Origin of the sequence: Paraburkholderia sp. EG286B (assembly GCF_040965655.1) — a bacterium.
Taxonomy (GTDB): Bacteria; Pseudomonadota; Gammaproteobacteria; order Burkholderiales; family Burkholderiaceae; genus Paraburkholderia.
Genome location: NZ_JBFRCF010000003.1, coordinates 15,248 through 40,299, shown reverse-complemented (window position 1 = coordinate 40,299; position 25,052 = coordinate 15,248). Strand labels below are relative to the sequence as shown.

The window sequence follows — 25,052 nt, the reverse complement described above, 5'->3', positions numbered from 1 at the left end:
TCGGCGATCCGTACAGTGCAAGTTTTCTTCGCCCGGATTTACACCGATGACCTCGATCCTGCCGCTTCTCCTGTTTGTCGTCATTGCGACCGTGACGCCCGGCGGCGCCACCACGCTCGCCACCGCTTCGGGCGCGCGCTTCGGCTTCGCGCGTTCGATTCCGCTGATGCTCGGCATCGCGATCGGCCTGGCTGTGCTCGCCGCCGTTGCCGGATTCGGGCTGGGCGGTCTGCTGCTCGCGTTGCCGTCGCTGCAAACGGCCGTCAAGGCAGTCGGCTCCGTATATTTGCTGTGGCTCGCGTGGCGCATCGCGCGCAGCGGGCCGCCGAACGCAGGTAACGGCCCCGCGCACCCCATCACGCTCGTCAACGGTTTCCTGCTGCTCTGGCTCAACCCGAAAAGCTGGGCGATGACGGTCGGCGCGGCGGCGTCGTTCGCGCTGCTTGCAAGCAGTCCGAACCGACTCGCGCTGCTGCTCGGTGCCTCGTTCGGCGTGGCCGCGTGCGTCTCGCTCGCATTGTGGTGCGCGCTCGGCGTGCTGCTCGCGCGCCTCTTTCGCACGCCGCGCCACTGGCGCATCCTTAATCTTGCGATGGGCGTCCTGCTCGCCGCATCCGTCATTCCAGCATGGAGATAACGATGCCTGGTCATCCGTTTGCCGAATCGTTCGACCTCGAAGCCGCGTTCGCCGATGTGTCCGATTACTGGTCGCCGAAAGTCGTCGCCCAGGTCAACGATCAGTACGTCAAGGTCGCCAAAGTGCGCGGGCAGCTCGTGTGGCACGACCACGAGCACGAGGACGAACTGTTCTTCGTCGTGCGCGGCCATCTGAAGATCGAGTATGAAGGCGGGCGTGTCGTCGATCTGCCCGCGGGCTCGATGCACGTCGTGCCGCGCGGCACGCTGCACAATCCCGTTGCAGCGGACGAATGCTGGGTCGTGCTGATCGAGCCCGTGCAGACATTGCATACGGGGCGCGTGGAATCGCCGTTGACGAGGACGATCGAAGAGCAGCTAGGCAAAGCGCGCTAAAACGGCCCAGCGCGCGGACATCGACAAGACGGCTTCAAACGAACACCTTTCGCAGCCGGCTGGGTTGAGCGCGAAGATACTGCTTCGGCGCCCTGACCTGGGCTCCGAAGTGAGCGGCAGCGTGCCAGGGCCAGCGCGGGTCGAAGAGCACGGCCCGGGCCAGCGCGATCAGGTCGGCGTCTCCCGTGCGGAGGATGGACTCGGCTTGTTCGAATTCGGTGATCATGCCGACGGCGATGACAGGCAGCGTCGTCGCCTGCTTCACGGCCCGCGCGAAGGGAACCTGATAGCCGGGCCCGACCGGAATTTGTGCGGCCGGGTTCGAGCCGCCGCTCGAGACATTGACCGCCGCGCAGCCCCTGGCCTCCAGTGCGTGGACAAAGGCGATCGCGTCGTGCACGGACCACCCGCCGTCCATCCAGTCCGTCGCGGAAATCCGCATCGTCACGGGGCGCTCGTGTGAAAACGCGTCTCGCACGGCTTCGAACACCTCGAGCGGAAAACGCATGCGGTTTTCCAGCGAGCCGCCGTACTCGTCGTCCCTGTGGTTCGAGAGCGGCGAGAGAAATTGATGAAGCAGGTAGCCGTGCCCGCCGAGGATTTGAATGAAGTTCAAGCCGAGCCGGGAGGCGCGTTGTGCGGCGGCCGCGAAGGCATCGCGAATGGCGGCCAGTCCGCTGCGGTCCAGGGCGGTGGGTGGTGTCTCTCCGGACGCGAAAGCGAGCGGCGATGGGCCGTAGGTGTTCCAGCCATTCTCGCGACCATGGGGAATCTGTGCGCCGCCGTCCCATAACTTCTGCCGCGACCCTTTGCGGCCAGCATGGTTGAGCTGGATGCCAACCGGCGTGTCGGACCAGCGCCGCACGCTCTGCAGCACGCGCGCCATGGCGACTTCGCTCTCGTCGGAATAGAGCCCCACGTCGCCATAACTCGTGCGGCCTTCGGGGGTGACCGCCGTCCCCTCGATGGTGAGCGCCGCCGCACCTGAAAGCGCCAGCTGGCCGAGATGAATCAGGTGCCAATCGTTCATCTGCCCGTCTTCGGCCGAGTACTGGGCCATCGGGGCGATCACGATACGGTTGGCCAGGTTCAGGTTGCCGACTTGTATCGGCGTGAACAGCATGGGATGGCTCGAGCCGGTGCCGGTTGTTGCGCCGCTATTGGCGGCGACTTTGCCTGCGAGTGTGGGCATGAAAATCTTCTGTCGGGTGATGAGTGACAGGTAGATCGTAGTGGTCACATGGCGGAGCGATAATTCGCAGATTCTTCATAAGGCCGATTCCCGACGGGAATAATCGTGAACGGCGAGTCTCGGCCGCGCCTGAGCGGCTATGCTGTTCGTCAACGCAGGAGGTATGCATGGCAGAAACGTGGCAATTCCAGGTCCGCATCACCGTCGTGCCCGAGTTGGCCGATGCGCTGCGGGCGAGCCGCGCCTATGCGGGGCGCGATTTACTTGAAGCCGTCTTGCGCGATTACGACGCCTCCCTGACGTGCCAGTTCGACGCGTTCGCCGATTATGTCGAAGAGGCGGAACGCGCCGGGCCGGACCGCTATCCGCTGTATCAATGGACGAAAGAGACGATCGCCAATCCAGGGAAAAAGGCGAAGTACCTGAAGTCGTTTGCGGTGTATGTACGCGGTGCAGAGGTCTACGACCGGGCAAGCGCCGACGGGCTGTATGCGCGGCTCTCGGCCCTCGCTGGCCAGGTGGGCATCGAAAGCGTGAACCGGTTCGACACGAACCCGGCCAACAATCCGCAGCCCCCCGCGCGCACGTGAGACAGACACCCACGTAGCACTCAGAACCGATGCTGAACGCCAGCCGTCATGCCTGTTTGCGTGTCGGCCGCACCGATGAGGTCGCGCGACAAGCCCACCTTCTGACCGTGCTGAGCCATCGCATATCCGCCGGAGACATAGAGCAGCGTCCGTTTGGAGAGCGAGTATTGCCCGCGCAGCGAGAACAGTGTCGGATCGGCGTCGCTCGCTCCTTTGATGTTCTGATGATAGATCGCGCCGAGCAGCGTGAAGTACGGGTTGAAATCGTACGAGCCGCCGATCCAGTACATATCGCTTTGCAGCGTTGCCGCCGCAGTCCTGAATGTCTTGCGATAGTTCCGGTAACCGGCCATCGCCTTCGCCGCGCCGAAGTCGTAGGAAAGACCCGCGTGGATGCCCTGAATGTAGCGGGTCTGATCGACGGGCGTGACGCTGTCCGCCGCGCCGTTTTGTCGATCGTAGGTGACCACGGCAGCAAACGGACCGCCGGCGTAGCCGAGCGCGAAGTCGTATTTCGAACTCGTCTTCACGCTCCCCGGCACATTGCCGAACCCATACAGCGCGCCCAGCTTGATGCCGGAGAATTCGCCGTCGTAGCGCACGGCGTTGGCCGAGCGGGTGAACAGACCGTCCTTGCGGCCGCCCGTCGCGCTCGATGATGTCGCCCATGAATAGTTCGGCGCGTAGCCCATCGGATCGAACGGCAGCATGTAGTCGTACGTCACCGTGAAGGTGCGCCCGAGCGTCAACTGCCCGAAACGATTCTTCAGCCCGACCGTCGCGCGCCGGTCGAAGATTGCGCCGGGGCCGTCGTCGAAGGTGCCGTTCGCGATGTTGATGCCGCTTTCGAGCTGGAATACCGCCTTCAGCCCGCCACCCAGGTCCTCGACGCCGCGCAGACCCCAGCGCGACGTATTTTTGCCGCCCGAAACGAGCCGTGCAGAACCACCGTTTGCGCTGGTGTGATTTGCGTATTCGACGCCGGCATCGACGATCCCATAGAGGGTGACCGTCGATTGCGCCTGCGCGACGGCGGCGATGCCCGCGCATGATAGACCCAGCATGATTGTTCTTGTGATATGCGACTTCATTGTCTGCTCCCGGTTTCTGCGATGGATTCCGCTGGCGGCATGCGCCAACCCACGGTTACTGCAACTGCAAATGAACCTGAACGGCACGAGCCCCTTGTCAGCCCGCCTGGGCAAAGGCCCAGCAGTTGTTCGCCGGCAGTTCGAGCCAGTGCTCGCCGGCGGCGCGAGGCTGCACGCCGAAGGCACGCAAGCGCAGTTCGCCGCAATGGAACAGGTATTCCCAGCGATCGCCGAGAAACATCGACGTGACGAGTTCGGCGCGCAGGCGGTTCTGCCCGGGACCGTCGACGACCTGAAGACGCTCGAGCCGGATCACCGCTTCGACCGCCTGACCGGGCGTAAGCGCTTCGCGCGCGGACGCCCGCAACGTCCAGCCCGCGCCGCTCAATACAACATGGCCCGGTTCGACAGTGCAGACGTGTCCTTCGAAGCGATTGTTGCTACCCATGAAATCGGCGGCGTACAGCGTCCGGGGCGAATCGTAGAGATCCGCCGGCGAGTCTTCCTGTTCGATGCGACCGTTGCGTAGCAGCAGGATGCGATCGGACATCGCCATGGCTTCGGTTTGGTCGTGGGTCACGCATAGCGCCGAGAGGCCGAGCGTGACGATCAACTCGCGCAGCCATGCGCGCGCTTCCTCACGAAGCTTCGCGTCGAGGTTCGAAAGCGGTTCGTCGAGCAGAATCACCGGCGGGTTGTACACGAGCGCCCTCGCGATGGCGACGCGCTGCTGCTGCCCACCCGACAGCTGGTGCGGATAACGCGCAGCGAGAGCACCGAGGCCGAGTTGATCGAGCGCGGCCTGAACCCGACGCTTGCGCTCCGGGGCCGACACGCGACGCAGCTTGAGCCCATAGCCGACGTTTTCGGCCACGGTGCGGTGCGGCCACAGCGCGTAGGACTGGAACACGAGACCGAGCGAGCGCTGCTCGACGGGCAGATCGATGCCGGCTGCGCGATCGAAGAAGACGCGTTCGTCCAGCTGGATGCGACCTGATGAGGGCTGTTCGAGACCGGCCACCGCACGCAGCAGCGTGGTTTTGCCGCTGCCCGATGCGCCGAGCAGACAGACGACTTCACCCGCCTTCAGTTCGAACGAGACGCCCTCGAGGATCGGATGCGCGCCATAGCTCAGATGGAGGTCGTTGACCGAGAGCCTATCCATGCAATTTCACTCCGAAGCGCAAGGCCACGGCGAGACCGGCGCCGACCATTGCGATGTTGATGACGGAAAGGGCGGCGACTTGATCGACAGACCCGGCTGCCCACAGTGAGACGAGCAAGGCGCCGATGACCTCGGTGCCGGGAGAGAGCAGGTAGACGGCGGTCGAATACTCGCGCTCGAAGATCATGAAAATGAGTAGCCATGCCGCGAGCAGCCCGAAGCGCACGAGCGGCAGCGTGACATCGAGGCTGACGCGCGCACGTGTGCCGCCGACGCTGCGTCCGGCCTCTTCGAGTTCGGGGCCGACCTGCAGCAGCGCGCTCTGGATCAGGCGCATGCCGTAGGCGAGCCACACAACGGTGTAGGCCACCCAGATGCTCCACATCGAGTTCTTGAGCTCCTTGAGGCCGGGGACGAAGAGAAAGACCCACAGGAACGCCAGTCCGGCGAGCAAACCTGGCACGGCGCGCGGCAGCAGCACGATGTAATCGAGCAGGCGGGCGGCCCAGTCATGCTGGCGATGGCCCGCGAAGGCGACCAGCGTGTAGAACCCGACCGCGAGCGCGCCGCCCAGCACGCCGATGCCGAAGGTGTTGAAAATGGCCCGCACCAGATTGCTGTGCTCGAACAGTTCGGAGAAGTTCGCGAGAGTCAACGTCTCGACGAGGTCCACGCCTTCGCCCCAGTGGGTGACGAAGGCCCGCAGCACGATGCCGGAAAGCGGCACGAAGATCGTGAGCAGCAACCAGAACGCGACGACGGCGAGCGCGACCCAACGCCATGTACCGAGTGCCAGCACGGTCTGCCGCGTGGCCTTGCCCTTGAGCGCGACGAAGCGATTGGCGCTCCTGAGCAGATGCCGCTGCAGCAGCACGAGCGGAAAGGTCACGGCGATGATGCACACGGCGACCGCGGCCATCAGGTGATACGAGGGCACGCCGAGCTTGTTGGTGAGCTTGTAAAGATAAGTGGCCAGCACGAGATGCCCTTCGGGGTCGCCGAGGACGAGTGGCAGGCCGAACACCTCGAAGCCGAGGAAGAACACCAGTACGCCGGCAAAGAGCAGCGCGGGCATGCTCATGGGGAGGCTCACGTCGAGGGCCACGCGCAGCGGCCGGGCGCCCGATACGCGCGCGGACTCCTCGACGTCGGAGCCAAGGTTGCGCAAGGCCGCCGCGGCATAAAGATAGACATGCGGCACGTGCGTCAACCCGACGATCACGGTGATCGCGAAGACCGAATACACGTTCCAGGGCGCGCTCTCCATGCCGGTCAACTGCTTCCACCAGATCGAGTAGAAGCCGGCCGGGCCTGCGGCGATCACGTAACCGAAGGCGAGCACCATCGGCGAAACGAAGATGGGCGTGAGCAGGACTGGTTCGAGCCAGCGGCGTCCAGCCAGATCGGTGCGCACCATCAGGAAGGCCAGGATGCCGCCGAGCGGAATGGAGATGAACAGCATGCCGCTCGCGATCGTGAAGGAGTTGCCCGCGGCCGACCAGAAATCGGGGTCGGTAAAAATGAAGGCGAAGCCGGCCAGGCCGAAGGTGCGGCTCGCGTCGAAGAAGGGGGCGCTCAACAGACTCTGGAACACGATGAGCGCAACCGGCAGCGCGACAGCGATGGTCAGTACCGCGATGACGAGCCAGCGCAGTAAGCCAGCCAGGGGGCGCAGCGGCCCCTCGGGCAGCGCCGGAATGTCGTCTTTCTCCCTGGCATGGAGCGGCACCGCGGCCGGGATGGGCGCGCGTCGTGAAAGCATGAGGGTCCTCCTGCGGCACGCAGCCGCATATCGAAAAGGGAAACAGGGGAGAGCGCACCGCGAAGCGTCCGGCGCTTCACGGCGTTCGCCGTGTCAGGCGTGCGCTAGCGCTTGATCGACTGTTGCCATTGCTTGAGAAATTCGAGGCGCTTGGCCTGGTCGAGATAGACGAGCAAGCCGGTACCGACCGGAATCGGCTTGAGCGAGTCTCCGAGCTGTTCGGTCAAGCCGGCCATCGAAGTCTCGCCGGTCACGTCGGCGCGGATCGAGAAGAGGTTCGCTTCGTTCGCGATCAACGTTTGACCGCGTTTCGAGAGCAGGTAGTCGACCCACAGACGCGCCGCATTGGGGTGCTGGGCCTTCTTCGAAATGGTGAGCAGGCGGCTGACCACCTGCGTGTAGTCCTTCGGATAGACATAGCCGATGGATGGATCTTTTTTGGCCTTGCTATACGCATAGGATCCCAAAATATTGTAGCCAAGCAAATTTTCGCCGGAGGAGATGCGCTCCATCATGGCGCCGGTACTCGACTGCAGCTTCGGACCGGTCGCGCCGATTGCCCGCACGAGTGCCCACGTGACCTGAGGGTTCACGCGTGCATCCTGGGTCAGATAGTTGAAGCCGGTACCCGATTTCTCGATGTCATACGTGGTGACCTTGCCCTGGTAGCGTGCCGGCTGGGTCTGCAACAGCTTGATCAGGTCGGCGCGCGTTTGCGGTACCTCGCCTGCCGGCATCAGGCGTTTGTTGTAGACGATCGCGAGGGGCTCGAAGGTCGTGCCCCAGGCCTGCTTCTGATATTGCGACCACGCCGGCAGATGCGGCGTCTCGGGCGACTCGTAGGTCGCCATCAGACCGTCGTTGACGAGCTTGACCTGCAGGTCCATGGCCGAGCTCCAGAGCACGTCGGCGCTCGTGCTGCTCGCGGCGTTCTCGCTGATGAAGCGGTTGTAGAGCTCGGTGCTGTTCATGTCGTTGTATTCGATTTTCACGCCATACAGGCTTTCGAAATCCTTGATGAGGGGCTTCGCGATGGCGGCATCCGTCGCGGCGTAGACGATCAGTTTTCCTTCTTTTTTTGCGGCTTCCACCGAGGCTTGATAGTGGCTCGGGTAGCCGGCAGGAACCTGCGCCCAGACCGGGCTGACGGTGAGTGCAAGTGCGAGCGTAGCGGCACGGCGTTTGAACGACATCGGCATGTCTTCCTCCAGGTCAAGACGGGCTTTTATCTTGTGTTGGCGAATGGTAAGGTCTGGATACTTTCTGGATGCTTTCAGTCATAGCGATAACCGGAAGGAAAACGAATGATTTTTCTCATGGATTTCCCTGGGGGCGGCGATGCGTGTTTTGCTTGTTGAAGACAACCCGATCCTGTCCCGTTCACTGACCGATGCGCTCTCCAGCGCGCATCTGAAGGTCGACTGCATGCATGACGGCGAGTCCGCCGATCACGTGCTGCGCACCCAGGACTACGCGCTCGTGATCCTCGACCTCGGGTTGCCCAGGCTCGACGGTCTGCAAGTGCTGCGCCGGCTGCGCGCGCGCCGCAACACGGTACCGGTGCTGATTCTGACCGCGCACGGATCGGTGGAGGATCGCGTGAGGGGACTCGATTTCGGCGCCGACGACTATCTGGCCAAGCCCTTCGATCTGAGCGAACTGGAGGCACGTACGCGTGCGCTGATACGACGCAGCCAGGGGCAGGACTGTCTGCGCGTGGCCTGCGCAACACTCGTCTACGACGCCGCCGACCGCGGCTTCAGTCTCGAAGGCGAGCCGCTCCCGCTCACGCCGCGAGAGCGCGCGGTGCTCGAAGTGTTGATCCTGCGCAATGGCCGGGCAATCAACAAGGAGACGCTGTCGGAGAAGATCTTCGGCATCGACGAATCGGTGAATGCCGAGGCAATCGAAATCTATGTGCACCGGCTGAGAAAAAAGCTCGAAGGCAGTGCCGTGGCGATCGTGACGCTGCGCGGGCTCGGCTATCTGCTCGAAGCGAGGCAGGCGTGCAGGCCCGTCTGAGGGCACCCGATCTGCGGATGCGGATGTCGCTGTGGCTGCTGCTGCCGCTGCTTGGCCTGCTCGCGCTGGATGCGTGGCTCACCTATCAGCGCGCAATCCAGTCGGCCCATGCCGCGTTCGACCGCACGCTCGAGTTTTCGCTGCGTTCGATCCGCGAGGGGGTGCATCTGCGCGAGGGGCGGGTCCATGTCGATCTGCCTTATCTCGCGCTGGAGATGTTCGAATCCAGCAACGACAGCAAGATCTACTACCTGATTCGCGAAGAGGCGGGTCAGGACGGGCGGCCTGTAACCGGCTACGCAGATTTGCCGCAGCCTGCGGTGCGCCGTCTCGATCCTTTCGCGATCCGCTTCTACGACACGATCTATCGGGGCGTGCCCTTGCGCATGGCGTTACTGCGTTTGCCCATTCACGACGTGCCCGCCGCGCAGACGCGCATGGTCCAGATCATGGTTGGCGAAACCATCGAACCTCGTCAGGCGCTGGCGCAGCAGATCCTGATCGGTTCGCTGCTTCAGGAGGGGCTGCTGGTCGTGCTCGCACTCGGCATCGTCTGGCTCGGCGTCGGGCGCGGCCTGCGTCCGCTCAACCGCCTGTCGGCAAAGGTCGCGACGCGCAGCGAGAACGACAGCGCGCCACTGGCGGCCGCGGGCCTGCCACGCGAGGTCATGCCGCTTGTCGAGGCGATCAATCAGTACATCTCGCGCTCGCGGCGCATGCAGGAATCGCGGCGGCGGTTTTTTGCCGATGCCGCGCATCAGCTGAAGACCCCGTTGGCAGTGATTCAGGCGGAAACGGAACTGGCTCAGCGCGGCAACCTCGACGCCAGCACCGGCCTGCATCTGCGGCGTCTGAACCGGGCGGTGCGCCAGGCGGTGCGGGCGGTGCAGCAGTTGCTTTCGCTCTCGCGGCTCGATGCCGGCTGCGATCAGGCGACGAAGCGGGCACCGCTGCTGCTGCACAAGGTGGCACGCAGCGTGACGCTCGACTGGTCGCCGGTGGCGCGATCGCGCGGCATCGATCTCGGTTTCGAGCAGCAGGACGCGGTCGAGCTGGTGGGTCACGGGGACCTGTTGAAGGAGCTGATCGGCAACCTGATCGACAATGCGATCCGCTATTCGGGAGACGGCGCGGTCATCACGGTGCGCGTGGCGCGGCGCCATACCTGTGCCGTGCTCGAGGTCACCGACAACGGGCCGGGCATCGCCCGGCACGAGCGCGAAGTCGTGTTCGAGCGCTTCTACCGTTGCGAATCGACGCAGAACATAGAGGGCAACGGGCTGGGTCTCGCGATCGTCGCGGAGATCGCGCGCGTGCACGAGGCACGCGTTACACTCGACGAAGCCCCCGGCGGCGGTCTCGCAGTCAGTGTCGTGTTCCCGGCTGACGCTCCAGTTGCAACCGCCACGAACGCGATGGCGGCGCCTGCGCCAGTCGATATTTGCTGCTCCGCAAAAAAGCGTGGGCTCGCCAACATTGCCGCGAAGGGGCAATGAGCGTGATCTAATACCCGTGCAACATGGCGAGCCGCCTTGTCGCCGCAATTGCAGACGGCTTTGGTTAGAATCGGTTGTCGATTCGATTATTCATTTTCTTATCGGAGGCGAGCGTGCCAGGTTTACTTCCCAATGTCGACCGCGAGGGACTCCTCGAATATTCAGTGGTTTACACCGACCGCTCGATCAATCACATGTCGCAGCTCTTTCAGGGCGTCATGCGAGATATCTCCCGCTCCCTGAAAAAAGTCTACAACGCGAAGTCGGTCGTGGTCGTCCCGGGCAGCGGGACCTTCGGCATGGAAGCCGTTGCCCGGCAGTTCGCGACGAACAAGAAGTGCCTCGTGATTCGCAACGGCTGGTTCAGTTTCCGCTGGTCGCAGATTTTCGACATGGGCAGCATTCCCTCTGAATCGATCGTGTTGAAAGCGCGTCCGGGCGAACAGGGAAGGCAGGCCGCCTATGCGCCGCCCCCGGTCGAAGAAGTCGTCGCGGCGATCAAGGAGAACAAGCCAGATCTCGTCTTTGCGCCGCATGTCGAAACCGCATCCGGAATGATGCTGCCCGATGCGTATCTGCGCGCGGTGGCCGACGCCGTGCATGCCGTAGGCGGCATGTTCGTACTCGACTGCATCGCCTCCGGTACGGTCTGGGTCGACATGGAGAAAAGCGGCGTCGATATCCTGATCAGCGCCCCGCAAAAGGGGTGGAGCGCATCGCCCTGCTGTGCGCTCGTCATGCTCGGGCCGCTCGCCCGCGAGCGCATCGACGCCACAACCAGCACCAGCTTCGCCTGCGATCTGCGCAAGTGGCTGCAGATCATGGAAGCCTACGAGAACGGCGGATTCGCTTACCACGCCACCATGCCCACGGACAGTCTCGCGACGCTGCGCGACGTGATCGAGGAAACCGAGGCATACGGCTTCGACAAGGTGATGGCGGAGCAGCTCGAACTCGGCAAGCGCATTCGCTCGCTGCTGGTTAGCAAGGGTTTCCGAAGCGTGGCCGCCGAAGGTTTCGAGGCGCCCGGCGTCGTGGTCAGCTACTCGGACGACGACGGCATTCGATCCGGCAAGAAGTTCGCCGATGCCGGCCTGCAGATCGCGGCCGGCGTTCCCCTCCAGTGCGACGAGCCTGAAGACTTCAAGACCTTCCGCATTGGCTTGTTCGGCCTCGAAAAACTGCATGACATCGAAGGCACGGTCGCGAGGTTCGCGAAGGCGTTGGACCGCATTCTTTAACGCGCTTTTCATCGGGGCGCGCCACGCGCTTCCTTAGGTCGTCGCGAAACGAAACGAGCGCCCTTGCGGCGCTCGTTGTCGTTCTTGCTATGGTGCGATTCGTGTGCAGCTATCGAACGCTGCGGACTCAAGCGTCTGCCGGCGTGTCGACGTAGCGCAGACCCTTTTCGGCAAGGCGCTCGCGCATGCCGTAATAGTCGAGGCCGAGCGTGCCGCCCGCGAGCACCGCGCGCGTCTTTTCTTCCTTGGCGAGGCGCGCCTGGGTCGCTTCCACGACCTTCGCGACCGTGGCGAACGGCACCACGACCACGCCGTCGTCGTCGGCCACGATGACGTCGCCCGGATGCACGATCTGCTGCGCGCACACCACCGGCACGTTCACCGAACCGAGCGTTTCCTTCACCGTGCCTTGCGCCGACACGGCCTTCGACCACACCGGGAAGTCCATCGCCTTCAGTGCGCGCACGTCGCGGCAACCGGCGTCGATGATCAGGCCGCGTACGCCGCGCGCCGCGAGCGAGGTGGCAAGCAGCTCGCCGAAATAGCCATCTTCACAGGGCGAAGTGGGCGCGGCCACGACCACGTCGCCTTCGCGACACTGCTCCACGGCCACGTGCAGCATCCAGTTGTCCGAGGGCGGCATGAGCACGGTCACGGCCGGGCCCGCAATCGCGGCGCCCGAATAGATGGGCCGCAGATACGTGGCGAGCAGGCCGAGGCGGCTTTGCGCCTCGTGCACGGTGGCCGTGCCGGCTTCCTTGAGGATTTCGATATGGCGCGCGTCGGCGCGCGGAACCTGGGTGACGACGACACCACGTTTCATGACAGATCTCCCACCACTGCGGGCGTCAGGCGCATATAGCCTTCCGCGTATTGAATGTCGCGCTTCGCCGTAATGCCGATGTTGCGCTTGGCCTGCACGCCGCGCTGTTGCGCGACACGCGTGTAGTACTCCCAAAGGTGCTCCTGGCCCGCCATGCACTCGATGGCGCGGCGCTTCACGTCCCACACTTCGGTGATGTCGAGGAAGGTGTTGGGAATCCACTCGCACTGCTCGGTCTGGTGCGGCTCGAACGCGTAGACCGGCGGCGCGCCGACGATCTTCTGCCCCGGATTGTGGCCTTCGGCCTGGGCGATGATGCGCGCTTCCTGCGCCACGTGCATGGCGAGCGGATGATCGAAGTTGTACGGGTCCTTCTGCGAGTGGCTCAGCACGAACGCAGGCTGCACGTCGCGATAGACGTCGACGAGGCGCAGGAGCGCTTCATCGGAAACGCGCAGCGGGTAATCGCCCAGGTCGAAGAACTCGCATTCCGCACCAAGAATCCCGGCGGCGGCGAGCGCCTCCTCGCGGCGCGCGGCCTTCACTTTCTCGATGGTCATGTCGGGGCCCTTGCGCCAGAGCTTCGCCGACTCGCCGCGCTCGCCGAACGAGAGGCACACCACCTTCACGCGATAGCCGTTCTTCTTGTGCAGGGCAATCGCACCGCCCGCGCGCCATACGAAATCCGCGCTGTGTGCGCTCACCACGAGCATCGATTTTTCAGTCATTTCCGGTTCACCAGACGTCGATCATCACGAAGCCCCATTGTAGGTTTGGGCGCACTGCGCGAACCAACGAAAGGACTGCCGAAAGGCATCGAATCTGCTTATCGGCGCCGCAGGGAACGCGCCTCGAAAACGGGCCATGCCGCGTCTTGCCCATGCAGCGGCAAGCGTCGCGCGGTGCATTGGTTGAGCGCGCAACGACGCTGGACGAAGCCGCGCGCCCGCGTGGCGCACCCAACTCTTGCGACCCCGAATTTTTCCAACCTTTCGTTGCGCCCACATCGAATGCCTCGTACTGAAATTGTTGCGTAAACGCTGAATACACCTATTGACCGCAATATTTAAATAACAAGCATTCTCATTTGCAATACAATCCGCATACCTTTCCGGGCCGCTCATGGGGCCAGCTCCGCGAGCCCTGTCTGACCGGCAAAGCATAACCATTCGCCCGGAGCCTGCGCGCAGCGCCAAGGCATCACGGAGCGCCAGCGCTATCTTCGCTACGACCCTTTTTATGTCCGCATCCCGTCTGCACACGCCCTTCAACTTGCCTTCGCGCCTCCCCGCTTCCCGCGTCACGATCCTCGCCGCGATTGCCGTCGCGTTCAGCCTGCCCGCCGCGGCGTTCGCGCAAACCGCCGAGGCGCCCGCCGCCGCGAGCGGCGCCGCCGCAACTGGTAACGCGAGCAACGCCACGCTGCCCACCGTGAAAGTGCAGGCGTCCCAGGAAACGCTGCCGGGCGACCTGCAGCCGACCTTTGGCGGCGGCCACGTGGCGCGCGGCGGCGACTTCGGCGTGCTCGGTTCGCAGAAGAACATCGACGTGCCGTTTAGCATGACCACCTACACCGCGAAGCTGATCGAGGACCAGCAGGCTCGTACCATCGCGGACGTGCTGTCGAACGATCCGGCCGTGCGCACCGCCTACGGTTACGGCAACTTCCAGGAGGTATACGTCATTCGCGGCTTCACGCTCGACAGCGACGATATCTCGCTTAACGGCCTGTACGGCATCACGCCGCGCCAGCTCGTCGAGACGGCTGCGCTCGAGCGCGTGGACATCTTCAAGGGTGCGAGCGCATTCCTGAACGGCGCGGCGCCCAATGGCACCTCGATCGGCGGCAGCGTGAACCTGCAACTGAAGCGCGCCGACGACAAGCCGCTCACGCGCGTGACGCTCGAAGGCAGCGCCTCGGGCGAGTTCGGTACGCATATCGACGTGGGCCGCCGCTTCGGCGACAACGACCAGTTCGGCATTCGCGTGAACCAGTACAACCGCGACGGCGAAACGAGCATCGACAGCGAAATGCGCCGCGCCAACCAGACGGCCGTGGCGCTCGACTGGCGCGGCGAAAAGCTGCGTCTGGAAGGCGACTTCATGTATCAGCGTCAGCACGTTTCCGACGGCCGCCCCGTCGTCTACGTGCTCGGCGACGAGATTCCCGGTGTGCCCTCCGCCACGCACAACTACGCGCAGACCTGGTCGTACAGCGACGCGGAAGACACCGTCGGCATCCTGCGCGCCGAATACGACTTCCTGCCCGGCTGGACCGCGTATGTGACGGGCGGCGCCGCCACACGAACGAGCACGGCGAATACTTCTCGCCCTACTACACCGATCCCACGACCACCACCGGCTCGCGCCTCGGCGTCGTGCGCAAGGAAGGCGCGACCTCGGCGGAAGCGGGCGTGCGCGGCCACTTCAACACCGGCCCGGTGAGCCATTTCGTGACCGCGGGCGCCTCGATCGTGCGCGTGGAAACGCAGTCGGGCTGGACGCTTTCCGATTCGTTCCCGACCAGCCTCTACAGCGGCGTGCAGGTGCCGTATCCGGCGACGGCCTATCAGGCCGGCATGGACGGCAACCCGCCGATCACGGCGCTGAACCTGATGCGCAGCGTCTCGGCATCGGATACGCTCGGCTTCTTCCATGACCGCGTGCTGTTCACCGTGGGCATGCGTCACCAGGAGATTCTGTCGAACGGCTACTCGTCGTCGACGCTGCTGCAGACCTCGAACTACAACGACTCGATCACCACGCCGCTGTTCGGCCTCGTCGTCAAGCCGTGGGAGAACGTGTCGATCTACGCGAACCGCAGCGAGTCGCTTTCGGCGGGCGGCATTGCGCCTCAGGGCACGACGAACTACGGCGACCAGCTCGCACCGGAGCGCACGAAGCAGTATGAAGTGGGCGCGAAGTACGACAACGGCAAATACGGCGTGCAGCTCGCGCTGTTCCAGCTCGAAAAGCCGCAGACCTACACCAACAGCGCGGGCGCCTATGTGGCCAACGGCAACGAACGCCATCGCGGCGTGGAAGCGTCGGTGTTCGGCGAGGTGTACAAGGGCGTGCGTCTGATCGCGGGTGCAACCTTGATCAACGCCGTGCAGCTCGACACCGAAGGGGGTTCGACCGACGGCAAGACGCCGGTGGGCGTGCCGAGCTTCCTGCTCAACCTGGGCGCCGAATACGACGTGCCCGGGGTGCAGGGCCTCACGCTTTCGGCGCGCTGGACGCATACGGGTCCGCAGTACTTCGATGCGGCCAACACCATGTCGATCAAGGCGTGGGACACCGTGGACATCGGCGCGCGCTATGCGACGAACGTGTTCGGCCGTCCGACTACGTTCCGCGCCAACGTTTATAACCTGGCCAACAAGGCGTACTGGTCGTCGACCAACGGTGGTTATCTGACGATGGGCGCGCCGCGTACCGTGCTGTTCTCGATGACGACGGACTTCTGACCGGCAAGCGTCAGCGCGTAGCTAGACGGACAAAGGGCCCGGCAGTTCATCTGCCAGGCCCTTTTTGTCTTTGGCGCATGTGTATGTGTATGGGCGCTCGACGTTTGTTACCCGCCCACCACCGTGATCGCAAACCCGTCCCAGCCTTTGCTGCCCACCGTCTGCACGGCCGTGGTCGCGAGCCGTTTGTCGTTTCCAAGCATGTCGAAGTAGCGACGCAAGCCGACCACGTCGTCCTCGTGATGCGCGGGTCGGCCACGCGCCCTTCGCGCACCACGTTATCGGCCACGATCACCGTGCCAGGACGCGAAAGCTTCAGCACGCGTTCGAGGTAGTTCGGGTTGTTGCTCTTGTCCGCGTCGATAAACACGAAGTCGAACGGCGGTACACCTTGCGCGATGAGCGCATCGAGCGATTCGAGCGCGAGGCCCGTCATGACCGTCACCTTCGCATCGAGCCCGGCCCGCGCGATGTTCGCGCGCGCAACGGCCGCGTTTTCCGGGCTGAATTCGAGCGACACCATCGCGCCGTCGTCGGGCAGCGCGCGACCGAGCCAGATCGCGCTATAGCCGCCCAGCGTGCCGATTTCGAGTATGCGCCGCGCGCCCTGAATGCGCGCGAGCAGATGCAGAAACTTGCCCTGATTCGGCGCCACGTTGATCGCGCGGAGGCCCGCCTTGGCGCTCGCCGCGAGCGCGCCGTCGAGCGCATCGTCGGGACCGATCAGCCGGTCGCAGAACCAGTCGTCCACTGCCTGCCACGTTTGCTCGTTCATCACCCTGCTCCGTTTCTGGATCGAGCCGCCAAGATTACCTCACCCGCTCGCGACACGGCACAAGCGCGCGGTCGTTGCGCGCCTCTTCGATTCGATATCCTGAGTAATTACATGAACCGGAAGGCTGCTCTCGGCGCATGATCTCCGACGCCCGCGTTGCGCGCTCGCAACGCCGCCGCCATTCGTTGCGCGCGCACGAATTGTCAGGCGCTCCGACCCGCCGGCCCAACCCGTGCGCCCAACTGTCAAACCGGTCGCGAGGCCGCGCCAGCCCGTCATCTGCGCGCTTTACGCAACGGGCATAAACACGTGCATTCATAGGGCGCGATCCACGGCTCTCCGTTAAACTCCACCACACATTGACGCCGTTTCGAGATAACGCCTGGCGGCACCACGCCGCCAATATCCATGGCCGCTGTCTTTGCGAGATAAAGACAGCCACTGCGAAGAAAACAAAGGGCTGTTGCGATGCGACTCTCCGTTCAAGTTGGGCTGGGCGCGCTCGTCGCCGGATTGCTGCTGGGGGCGAGCCTTTTCGCGGTGGACCAATCGGCAGTCGCGGCTACGCAGACGACCAGGGCGGCCGCGCCGGGCGCAAGCGACGTTCCCGCCTCCGCTCCCGCCGCGGCGCCAGTTGCGGCCTCTGCTCCGGCCGCTGCGTCAACCGCCGTCACGGGGCCCGTTGTCATCCAGACGGCCCCGGGCGCCGTCATTCCCGAGCCTGCCGCGTCGACGCCGCTCGGGCAGCCGCGCACGCGCACGTTCACGTTGCGACAGATGGGTGCGTACGGGCCGATCCCGCTGCGCGGCCTCGATCCCACCGGCGGCATGAACGTCGACGTGCGCACCGACGAAGTCGTGACCCGCGCGAAGCTCAAGCTCGTCTACACCTACTCGCCCTCGCTGATCTGGTCGCTTTCGCATCTCAGGGTGTTTGTGAACGGTGAAGTCGTCGCGACGATTCCGCTCGTGAAGGAGACGGCCGGGCAGCTCGTCACGAGCGAGATCGATCTCGACCCGCGCCTTTTCACCGACTACAACCGCATCAACGTGCAGATGATCGCGCACTACACGCTCGATCATTGCGAGGATCCCTATCATTCGAGCCTCTGGGCCGACATTAGTCCCGACACGTCGCTCACGCTCAACACGGCGGGCATCGTGCTGCCCGACAACCTCGGGCTTCTGCCTGTGCCGTTCTTCGACCGCCACGACAACCGCCTCGTGCGCGTGCCGTTCGTGCTCGCCGCCAACGCGGGCGTGCCCGTGCTGCACGCGGCGGGCGTCGTCTCGTCGTGGCTTGGCGCGCTCGCGAGCTATCGCGGCTCGCGCTTCCCGGTCTCGCGCACCGTGCCGCCCGACGCCAACGCCATCGCGCTCGTGCTGCCGGGCCAGGTGCCCGAGGGGCTGAACCTGCCGGAGATCAAGGGCCCCACGGTCTCGGTCATGGCGAACCCGGCCGCCGATCCGCAGTCGGGCCGCAAGCTGCTCGTGCTCGCGGGGCGCACGCCGGAGGAACTGATGAACGCCGCCTACGCGGTCGCGCTCGGCCAGGCCGGCATGGCGGGCAACAGCGTAATGGTGAAATCGATCGATCTCGGTCCGGCGCGCAAGCCCTACGACGCGCCGAACTGGGTGCCCACCGACCGCCCCGTGCTGTTCCGCGAGCTGGTGACCGACCCGCAGCAGCTGCAGGTGTCGGGCTACAACCCGCCCGCGATCCGCGTGAATCTGCGCGTGCCCGCCGACCTCTATGCGTGGGCGCGGGGCAACGTGCCGCTCGACATCCGCTATCGCTACACGGCGCCTTCCGCGTGGAACGACTCGGTGCTCAACGTGAGCATCAACGATCAGCTCGTGCGCTCGCAACGGCTGCGGCCCGTCACGCGCGCCTCCGACGAAGCGCGCATCAACGTGCCGCTGCTTTCGGGCTCGGACACGCGCGCCGCCACTAACCTCGAGATCCCCGCATTCCGCGTGGGCAGCGACAACCAGTTCCAGTTCCAGTTTCATATCGATTCGCAGAAGACGGGGCTGTGCACCTCCACTGCCAACGATGTCGCGCGCGCGGCCGTCGATCCCGACTCGGTCATCGACTTCAGCGGCTTCGCGCACTACACGGCGCTGCCCAACCTCGCCTACTTCGCGAACAGCGGCTATCCGTTCACGCGTATGGCCGACCTCTCCGACACGGCCCTCGTGATTCCGAACCAGCCCGACACGACGGATCAGGAAGCCGTGCTCACGCTGCTCGGCCACATGGGCCAGTGGACCGGCCTGCCCTCGCTGCGCCTGACGATCGTGCCCGCCAGCCAGGTGGACAGCGTGCGCGACAGCAACCTGCTCGTGATCGGTTCGGGCTCGGGCGCGCAACTGCTCGAGAAGTGGGGCAATGACCTGCCGCTTCTCATCGAGCGCGGCAAGACCGAGGTGACCACGCGCGACCAGCGCAGCGGCTGGCCCGGCTGGCTTGGCGGCACCGAGGACGAGGACCCGACGCCGTCGGGCCGCTCGATCGTCACGCTCGGCGGACCGATGGCGGCACTGATCGGCTTCGAGTCGCCGCTCAGGTCGGGCAGGAGCGTGGTGGCGCTCGCCGCTACCTCGTCGGCGCAGCTCGGCGACGTGCTCGACGCGCTCCAGGACGGCGGCAAGATCTCGCAGATGCACGGCGATCTCACGCTCGTCCGCGAAGGCCAGGTGGAGGGCCTGCGCGTGGGCAACCGCTATTTCGTCGGCGATCTGCCGTGGTATGCGCGCGCCTGGGTGTTTATCTCGCGCTACCCGGCGCTGATGGCGCTCGCGGGCATTCTGGCCGGTCTGATCGTTGCGCTCACCGTGTTCTGGGCGCTCGGCCGCATGGCCTCCCGCCGCTCCGGGACCTGACGATGCGCCCGGGTTTGGCTACGCTCGCGCCCGCTCTGGCGCCACGGCTTGCGCCCCGGCTCATGCGCTGGCTCGCGGCGGGCGCGCTCGCCTGTGCGCCGCTCGCACCGCTCGCAACACTGGCGCTGCTGATGCCGGCGGCGACGGCGCACGCGGCCGCGCCGGCCGCCAACGCGAGCGCCAGCGCCAGCGCTGCAAAATCCGCCAGCCCCGCGGCCTGCGCCTGGCCCGCGTGGAACGCGTTTCGCAGCACGCTGCTGAGCGCCGATGGCCGCGTGATCGATGCGAGCACGCCGCGCCAGGTGACCGTTTCCGAAGGCCAGTCCTACGCGCTCTTTTTCGCGCTGGTCGCGAACGACCGCGCGAGCTTCGACAAGGTCCTCACGTGGACCGAAAACAATCTCGCCCAGGGCGACCTCGCCACGCATCTGCCCGCATGGATCTGGGGGAGGCGCGACATCGGCGAGGACGGCAAGCCGGTTGCGGCGTCCACAGCCTCGGGCGCAGCGCCGCAGTGGGGTGTGATCGACAGCAACCCCGCCAGCGACGCCGACCTCTGGATCGCCTACACGCTGCTCGAAGCCGGTCGCCTCTGGAACGAGCGCCGCTACACCGCGCTCGGCACGGTGATGGCCCGCAACATCGTGCGCGAGGAAACCGCCGTGCTGCCGGGTCTTGGCCGTACGGTGCTGCCGGGACCCGTGGGCTTTACGATCGGCACGGACGGCTGGCGCCTGAACCCGAGCTACGTGCCGCTCCAGGTCATGCGGCGCTTCATGCTCGCGCTGCCCGAGGCGGGCGAATGGAAGGCGCTGCTCGCTTCGTCGGCGAGACTCGTCAACGAGACCGCGCCCAAGGGCTACTCGCCCGACTGGGTCGAATATCACGCGAAAGGCGGCTTCGCCCCCGACGCGCAAACGCACGCCGAAAGCGCCTACAACGCGATCCGCGTGTACCTGTGGGCCGGCATGCTCGCGGGCGACGACCCACTGCGCGCCAGCACGCTCGCCACCTTCAAGCCGCTCGCGGACTTCGTCGGCGCGCATGGTTTTCCGCCCGAGCGCGTCGACACGACCACGGGCACACCGGGGCCCAACGAGGGCAACGGCGGGTTTTCCGCCGCGGTCGCGCCGTATCTGGCTGCGCTCGGCCGCAGCGATCTCGCGAACGCCCAGGTCGAGCGCAGCCGCACGCTCGCGCAGAAGTCGCCGCCTGGCTACTACAGCAGCGTGCTGATGTTGTTCGGGCTCGGCTACCTCGACGGGCTCTACCATTTCGACGCGCAAGGCCGCGTTGCCCCCGCATGGACGAGCGCATGCCCCACGCCGCGCTGAACGCCCTGGCATCTGCCCGCCGCGCCGCCCGTGTGCGCAGCGCGCGCCGTGAGGCGCGGCGCGCGGCTGCGCACGCATCGCGAGGCGAGGCGGTTTCACGCATGCCGCAGCAACGCTTGTTGCCGAACATCGCACCGCGTTTCGTGCCAAAACTGGTACCAAAATTCGCACCCAGACTCGCGCCGATCGTCGCGCTGCTGTTCGCGGCCTCGCCGTATCTGGCCTCGGCGCAGGCAGGCCCGCAGCCGGCGGCCAATGCCGCCACGCCGGCAGCGCAGGCCGCGCAGCTGCTCTCGGCGGCGCGCATGTGGGAAGGCAAGAATCGTCCGGATATCGCGCGCGGGCTCGTGCAAAAAGCGCTGCTGTTCGACCCGCAGCAGCCCGAGGCGCTCGCGTTGCTCGGCGAAATCGAGCTGCGCTCGAACCGCCCGGCCGAAGCCGCGAAAATCCTCGCGCAGCTCAAGAAAATCGCGCCCAGTGCGAGCGCAACGAAAGAGCTCGACGACGCCTACCGCGTCGCCACGAGCGGCAAGATGGAGATGGCGCAGATCCGCCTGCTCTCGGCCGCCGGCAAGAGCGAGGAAGCTTCGGCGCGCCTGCTCAAGCTCTTTCCGAACGGCGCGCCCGCGGGCGATCTCGCGGGCGACTACTACCGCATCCTGGCCGGCACGACCGCGGGCCGCGCGCAGGCGATCAGCGAATTGCGCACGCGCGTGAAGCAGAATCCGAACGATCCCCGCCTCGCGCTGATCCTCGGCGACCTGCTCACCGACCGCGCCGATACGCGCATGGAAGGCCTCAACCTGATCTATCACGTGTACCAGCGCCAGGACAGCAACCGTGCGTTCGCGCTCGAACTGTGGCGCCGCGCGCTCGCGAGCGCGGGGCACGACGATCCCGCCTATTACGTGTGGTATCTGCGCTACCTGCAGGAAGTGCCCGACGACGCCGACGCGAAGCAGACCGTCGCCGAACTCGGCAAGAAGCTCGGCGCGATGGGCCAGGCGCAGGCGCAAGCCCTCGCGCAGAACCCATCTGCCGTCATCAGCGCGCCGCCGGGCGCGGCCGCGGGCAACGCAAAAGCGTCCACCCAGGCGCGTGCACGCCCCCGTCCCGGCCCCGGCGCCGCCGATCGCGCGCGCGGCCTTGCGCAACTCGATCGCGGCGATCTCAAGGACGCCGAAACCTCGTTGCAAAATGCGCAGCGCGCGAACCCCAACGACGGCGAAACGATCGGCGCGCTCGGTCTCGTGCGGCTGCGCGAAGGCCGCCACGACGAGGCACGCGAGCTGTTCGCGCGCGCCCTCAAGCTCGACCCCGACAACGCCGGCAAGTGGCGCAGCCTCGAAAAGACCGCCACCATCTGGGGCACCATTGCGAAGGCGCGTGAGGCGAATTCGCAAGGCAAACCGGAAGAAGCCGAAACGCTCGCGCGCGAGGCGCTCAAGCTCGATCCGGGCAACACAACCGCCAGCGATATCCTCGGCAGCGCGCTCATCGCGCAGAAAAAGTGGCCCGAAGCCGAAGCCGTGCTGCGTCCGCTCGTAAACGCGCCGAAGCCCGACATGGACGCGCTGCGCGGCCTCGTGACGGTGCTGCGCGAGACGGGTCGCGAAAGCGAGATCGAGCCGCTCATCGCCGCCACGACGCCGCGCGTGAGCGGTTCGAGTGCCGGGCAGAAGCAGCTGCACGCCGAACTGCTGTCGATCCAGGCCGACCAGTTGCTCGCCGACAACCGCAAGAGCCCGGCCATCGCGAAACTCGAAGAGGCCGTGCGGCTCACGCCCGACGACGCCTGGACGCGCTTCAGGCTCGCGCGCCAGTACCGCGATCTGGGCCTGCCCGCACTGGGCCGCCAGGTCATGGAAGACGGCCTCAAGGTCTCGCAGGCGCCCGACATGCGCTACGCCACGGCGCTCTATCTGAATTCCGTGGACGACGTCGATGCGGCCGCCGCGCAACTCGACGCCGTGCCCGAAGCACAGCGCAGCGAAGGCATGCGCGAACTGATGGGCAATCTCGCCGCGCAGAAGAAGATCGCGCAGGCCCGCCAGCTCATCGCTCAGGGCAAGGAAGACGAGGCGCGCGCGCTGCTCGATTCCGCCGCCGCCGACGCGAACGCCGCCAACGATCCGCAGATGCTCGCCACCGTCGGGCGCGAGTGGATCGCGATCGGCGAGCCGGACCGGGGCCTGAAGCTCGTGCAGGACTGGCTCGCGGCGCACCCCGACGACCCGGCGGCGAACGGCGCGCGCGTGCGCTACGGCGAGCTGCTCGCGGCGGCCAACCGCGACGACGCGTGGGCGAACTGGATCGACGCGACGCGCGATCAGCCCGGCCTCACCGACGAACAGAAGGCCAGCCTCGACGACCAGGAGCTGCGCCTCGTCGCGCGCGAAACCGACCGCCAGATCGAGGCGGGCGACCTGACGGCCGCCCGCCATACGCTCGACGCCGTGCCCGACCGCCTCAAAACGACCAAGCGCTGGCTGCTCGAAGACGTCGATCTGCGCGAAGCGAAGGGCGACTACAAGGGCGCAATGGCCTCCGCGCAGAAGGTGCTCGTGACGCAACCCGACGACGCCGATGCACGCCTCGCCGTTGCGCGTATGCTGGAGCGCATGGGCCGAGACCGGGAGGCCGCCGACATGGTGCGCGCAGTGCTGGCCGACACCGCGGAGAACGACATCGACACGCGCCTTGCCGTGGCGCGGCGCTTCACCGCGCTCGGGCTGAACGACGAGGCTTCCGCCGTGGTCGATCCGTTGCGCGAGCAGTATCCGGACAACCCGGACATTACGATCCAGGCGGGGCGCGTTGCGCAGGCGCGCGGCAACTACAACGAAGCCGCGAGCCTCTATCGCACCTCGCGCTCGCAGGAAGTGGCCGAAGGCACGCAGCCCGACGCCGACGGCACGACCTCGGCGGGCCGCGCGCTGCAAAGCCTGGAAGACCGCAAGCAGGGGCAGGTCGCGACCGGCTGGTATCAGTCGAACCTCTCGGGCGACCCCGGCATTTCCGAGCTGCACGCCACCGAAGTCCCGCTATACGTTCGCATTCCTGATGGCTATACGGGCCACTACTTCTTCCACGCCGATACGGTCTATCTGAACGCGGGCACGCTGCCCGGCAACGACCTCGACATCGCGTACAAGTACGGCAAGATCGCCGCGCTCGGCAACGCCGGGCTCGGATCCGTCAACGAGACCGCGACGGGCGTCGCGCTCGCGGCGGGCTACGAGTTCAGCGGTGCGAACAACAGCTGGCGCGCCGACATCGGCAGCACGCCGGTGGGCTTCCCGATCACGAGCGTGCTGGGCGGCATTCAGTACCGCCACGACTTCCCGAGCGGTTCGTCGCTCTCGCTCGACGTCTCGCGCCGCCCTGTGACCGCCAGCCTGGTTTCCTATGCGGGCGGCATCGATCCGGTCACGGGCGAGAAGTGGGGCGGCGTGGTGCGCAACGGCTTCACCGTGCGCGGCGCGCAGGACTTCGGGCCCGGCACGATCTTCACGAGCATAGGCTTCGGCCTCTTGACTGGCACCAACGTGGAGACCAACCAGGAGTTCAAGGTTCGCAGCGGCTACGACTGGTCGGTGTTCAAGCGGCCCGACCAGATCGTGTCGAGCGGCCTCACGCTCAACTACTGGAAGTACTCGAAGAACGAACACAACTACACGTTCGGTAACGGCGGCTACTACAGTCCGCAAAGCTATTTTTCGGTCAGCATTCCGCTCGACTGGACCGGCCGCTACAAGAAGCTTTCCTGGGAGATCGACGGATCGGTGGGCATGTCGTTCACCAACGAGAACGAGTCGCCGTTCTACCCGACGCGGCCAGGCCTGCAGGCCCAGGCGCTCGCGTTCATGAGCGCCAACGACCTCGGTTCGCCGTTCTTTGGCGGCGGCTCGGGCGGCGGCTTCAGCTATACGGTCGAAGCGGCGGCCGAATATCGCGTGACGGAGCACTTCGTGGTAGGCGGCCGCTTCCGGCTCGACCGCTCGCGCGACTACGCGCCGAACGTAGGGGTGCTTTACCTGCGCTACTTCTTCTCGCCACAGAAGGGGCCGGTGCCGTTCCCGCCGCGGCCGGTCGTCCCTTATTCGGCCTACTGACATGGCCACGAAGCGAGCGCGCATGAAGACGATGAAACCCGCGACGATGAAATCCGCG

16 protein-coding genes and 2 pseudogenes are annotated in these 25,052 nt (G+C 65.6%); 10 read left to right on the top strand and 8 right to left on the bottom strand.

What is annotated here, in order from left to right; all coding sequences use genetic code 11:
• Positions 1-46: 46 nt before the first annotated feature.
• Together AB4Y42_RS06340 and AB4Y42_RS06335 are read left to right on the top strand one after the other, a co-directional pair.
• A complete protein-coding gene (locus tag AB4Y42_RS06340) occupies positions 47-637 on the top strand; it encodes a LysE family translocator (protein ID WP_368691785.1) in 591 nt (196 codons plus the stop codon).
• A gap of 2 nt (positions 638-639) precedes the next feature.
• Positions 640-1,032, top strand: coding sequence for a cupin domain-containing protein (locus AB4Y42_RS06335; protein ID WP_342923020.1), 393 nt, complete (start codon positions 640-642; stop codon positions 1,030-1,032).
• A 34-nt stretch (positions 1,033-1,066) separates the two neighbouring features.
• Here the strand turns inward: AB4Y42_RS06335 and AB4Y42_RS06330 are convergent, their stop codons facing one another.
• Entirely contained in the window at positions 1,067-2,155 is a 1,089-nt protein-coding gene (locus AB4Y42_RS06330) for an NADH:flavin oxidoreductase/NADH oxidase (protein ID WP_368693978.1), read from the bottom strand.
• Positions 2,156-2,391: 236 nt separating this feature from the next.
• On the opposite strand from AB4Y42_RS06330, the gene AB4Y42_RS06325 reads away from it, so the two are divergent.
• Entirely contained in the window at positions 2,392-2,814 is a 423-nt protein-coding gene (locus AB4Y42_RS06325; protein ID WP_368693686.1) for a hypothetical protein, read from the top strand.
• Between the two features lie 20 nt (positions 2,815-2,834).
• Here the strand turns inward: AB4Y42_RS06325 and AB4Y42_RS06320 are convergent, their stop codons facing one another.
• The 4 genes from AB4Y42_RS06320 to AB4Y42_RS06305 all read right to left on the bottom strand — a co-directional run bounded on the left by AB4Y42_RS06320 (position 2,835) and on the right by AB4Y42_RS06305 (position 8,031).
• On the bottom strand, positions 2,835-3,905 hold the full coding sequence (locus AB4Y42_RS06320; RefSeq protein ID WP_368693685.1) for a porin: 1,071 nt from the start codon (positions 3,903-3,905) through the stop codon (positions 2,835-2,837).
• A 97-nt stretch (positions 3,906-4,002) separates the two neighbouring features.
• Positions 4,003-5,070 carry an ABC transporter ATP-binding protein gene (locus tag AB4Y42_RS06315; RefSeq protein WP_368691789.1) on the bottom strand — a complete coding sequence of 356 codons (1,068 nt, stop codon included), beginning with the start codon at positions 5,068-5,070 and terminating at the stop codon, positions 4,003-4,005.
• Positions 5,063-6,799, bottom strand: coding sequence for an ABC transporter permease (locus AB4Y42_RS06310; RefSeq protein WP_368691820.1), 1,737 nt, complete (start codon positions 6,797-6,799; stop codon positions 5,063-5,065). The genes AB4Y42_RS06315 and AB4Y42_RS06310 overlap by 8 nt, the downstream gene beginning before the upstream one ends.
• Positions 6,800-6,936: 137 nt before the next feature.
• Entirely contained in the window at positions 6,937-8,031 is a 1,095-nt protein-coding gene (locus AB4Y42_RS06305) for an ABC transporter substrate-binding protein (protein WP_368693684.1), read from the bottom strand.
• Between the two features lie 139 nt (positions 8,032-8,170).
• Between AB4Y42_RS06305 and AB4Y42_RS06300 the strand changes: the two genes are divergently transcribed.
• From AB4Y42_RS06300 to AB4Y42_RS06290, 3 genes are all read left to right on the top strand, one after another.
• Positions 8,171-8,854: a response regulator gene (locus AB4Y42_RS06300; protein WP_368693683.1), complete on the top strand. Its 684-nt coding sequence runs from the start codon at positions 8,171-8,173 to the stop codon at positions 8,852-8,854.
• Positions 8,851-10,350, top strand: a complete 1,500-nt coding sequence (locus AB4Y42_RS06295) for a sensor histidine kinase N-terminal domain-containing protein (protein WP_368693977.1) — start codon at positions 8,851-8,853, stop codon at positions 10,348-10,350. Before AB4Y42_RS06300 ends, AB4Y42_RS06295 begins: the two co-directional genes overlap by 4 nt.
• A gap of 113 nt (positions 10,351-10,463) precedes the next feature.
• Positions 10,464-11,591: an aminotransferase class V-fold PLP-dependent enzyme gene (locus tag AB4Y42_RS06290; protein ID WP_368693682.1), complete on the top strand. Its 1,128-nt coding sequence runs from the start codon at positions 10,464-10,466 to the stop codon at positions 11,589-11,591.
• A 127-nt stretch (positions 11,592-11,718) separates the two neighbouring features.
• On the opposite strand, the gene AB4Y42_RS06285 is transcribed toward AB4Y42_RS06290, so the two are convergent.
• Both AB4Y42_RS06285 and AB4Y42_RS06280 read right to left on the bottom strand, forming a co-directional pair.
• On the bottom strand, positions 11,719-12,414 hold the full coding sequence (locus tag AB4Y42_RS06285; RefSeq protein ID WP_368691793.1) for a 4-carboxy-4-hydroxy-2-oxoadipate aldolase/oxaloacetate decarboxylase: 696 nt from the start codon (positions 12,412-12,414) through the stop codon (positions 11,719-11,721).
• A complete protein-coding gene (locus tag AB4Y42_RS06280) occupies positions 12,411-13,142 on the bottom strand; it encodes a PIG-L deacetylase family protein (protein WP_342923025.1) in 732 nt (243 codons plus the stop codon). The genes AB4Y42_RS06285 and AB4Y42_RS06280 overlap by 4 nt, the downstream gene beginning before the upstream one ends.
• 511 nt (positions 13,143-13,653) lie before the next feature.
• Here AB4Y42_RS06280 and AB4Y42_RS06275 point away from each other — a divergent pair.
• A pseudogene (locus AB4Y42_RS06275) lies at positions 13,654-15,884 on the top strand (TonB-dependent receptor).
• Positions 15,885-15,991: 107 nt separating this feature from the next.
• Here the strand turns inward: AB4Y42_RS06275 and AB4Y42_RS06270 are convergent.
• Positions 15,992-16,659: pseudogene (locus AB4Y42_RS06270) on the bottom strand (O-methyltransferase).
• A 468-nt stretch (positions 16,660-17,127) separates the two neighbouring features.
• Between AB4Y42_RS06270 and bcsB the strand changes: the two are divergent.
• The 3 genes from bcsB to AB4Y42_RS06255 all read left to right on the top strand — a co-directional run bounded on the left by bcsB (position 17,128) and on the right by AB4Y42_RS06255 (position 24,994).
• Positions 17,128-19,545 (top strand): cellulose biosynthesis cyclic di-GMP-binding regulatory protein BcsB, encoded by a 2,418-nt coding sequence (bcsB, locus tag AB4Y42_RS06265; protein WP_368693681.1) that lies wholly within the window; start codon positions 17,128-17,130, stop codon positions 19,543-19,545.
• A gap of 2 nt (positions 19,546-19,547) precedes the next feature.
• The gene (gene bcsZ / locus AB4Y42_RS06260; protein WP_368693680.1) at positions 19,548-20,879 is read left to right on the top strand and encodes a cellulose synthase complex periplasmic endoglucanase BcsZ; all 1,332 of its coding nucleotides are present in this window, start codon (positions 19,548-19,550) and stop codon (positions 20,877-20,879) included.
• Between the two features lie 101 nt (positions 20,880-20,980).
• On the top strand, positions 20,981-24,994 hold the full coding sequence (locus AB4Y42_RS06255; RefSeq protein ID WP_368693679.1) for a cellulose synthase subunit BcsC-related outer membrane protein: 4,014 nt from the start codon (positions 20,981-20,983) through the stop codon (positions 24,992-24,994).
• Positions 24,995-25,052 lie beyond the last annotated feature (58 nt).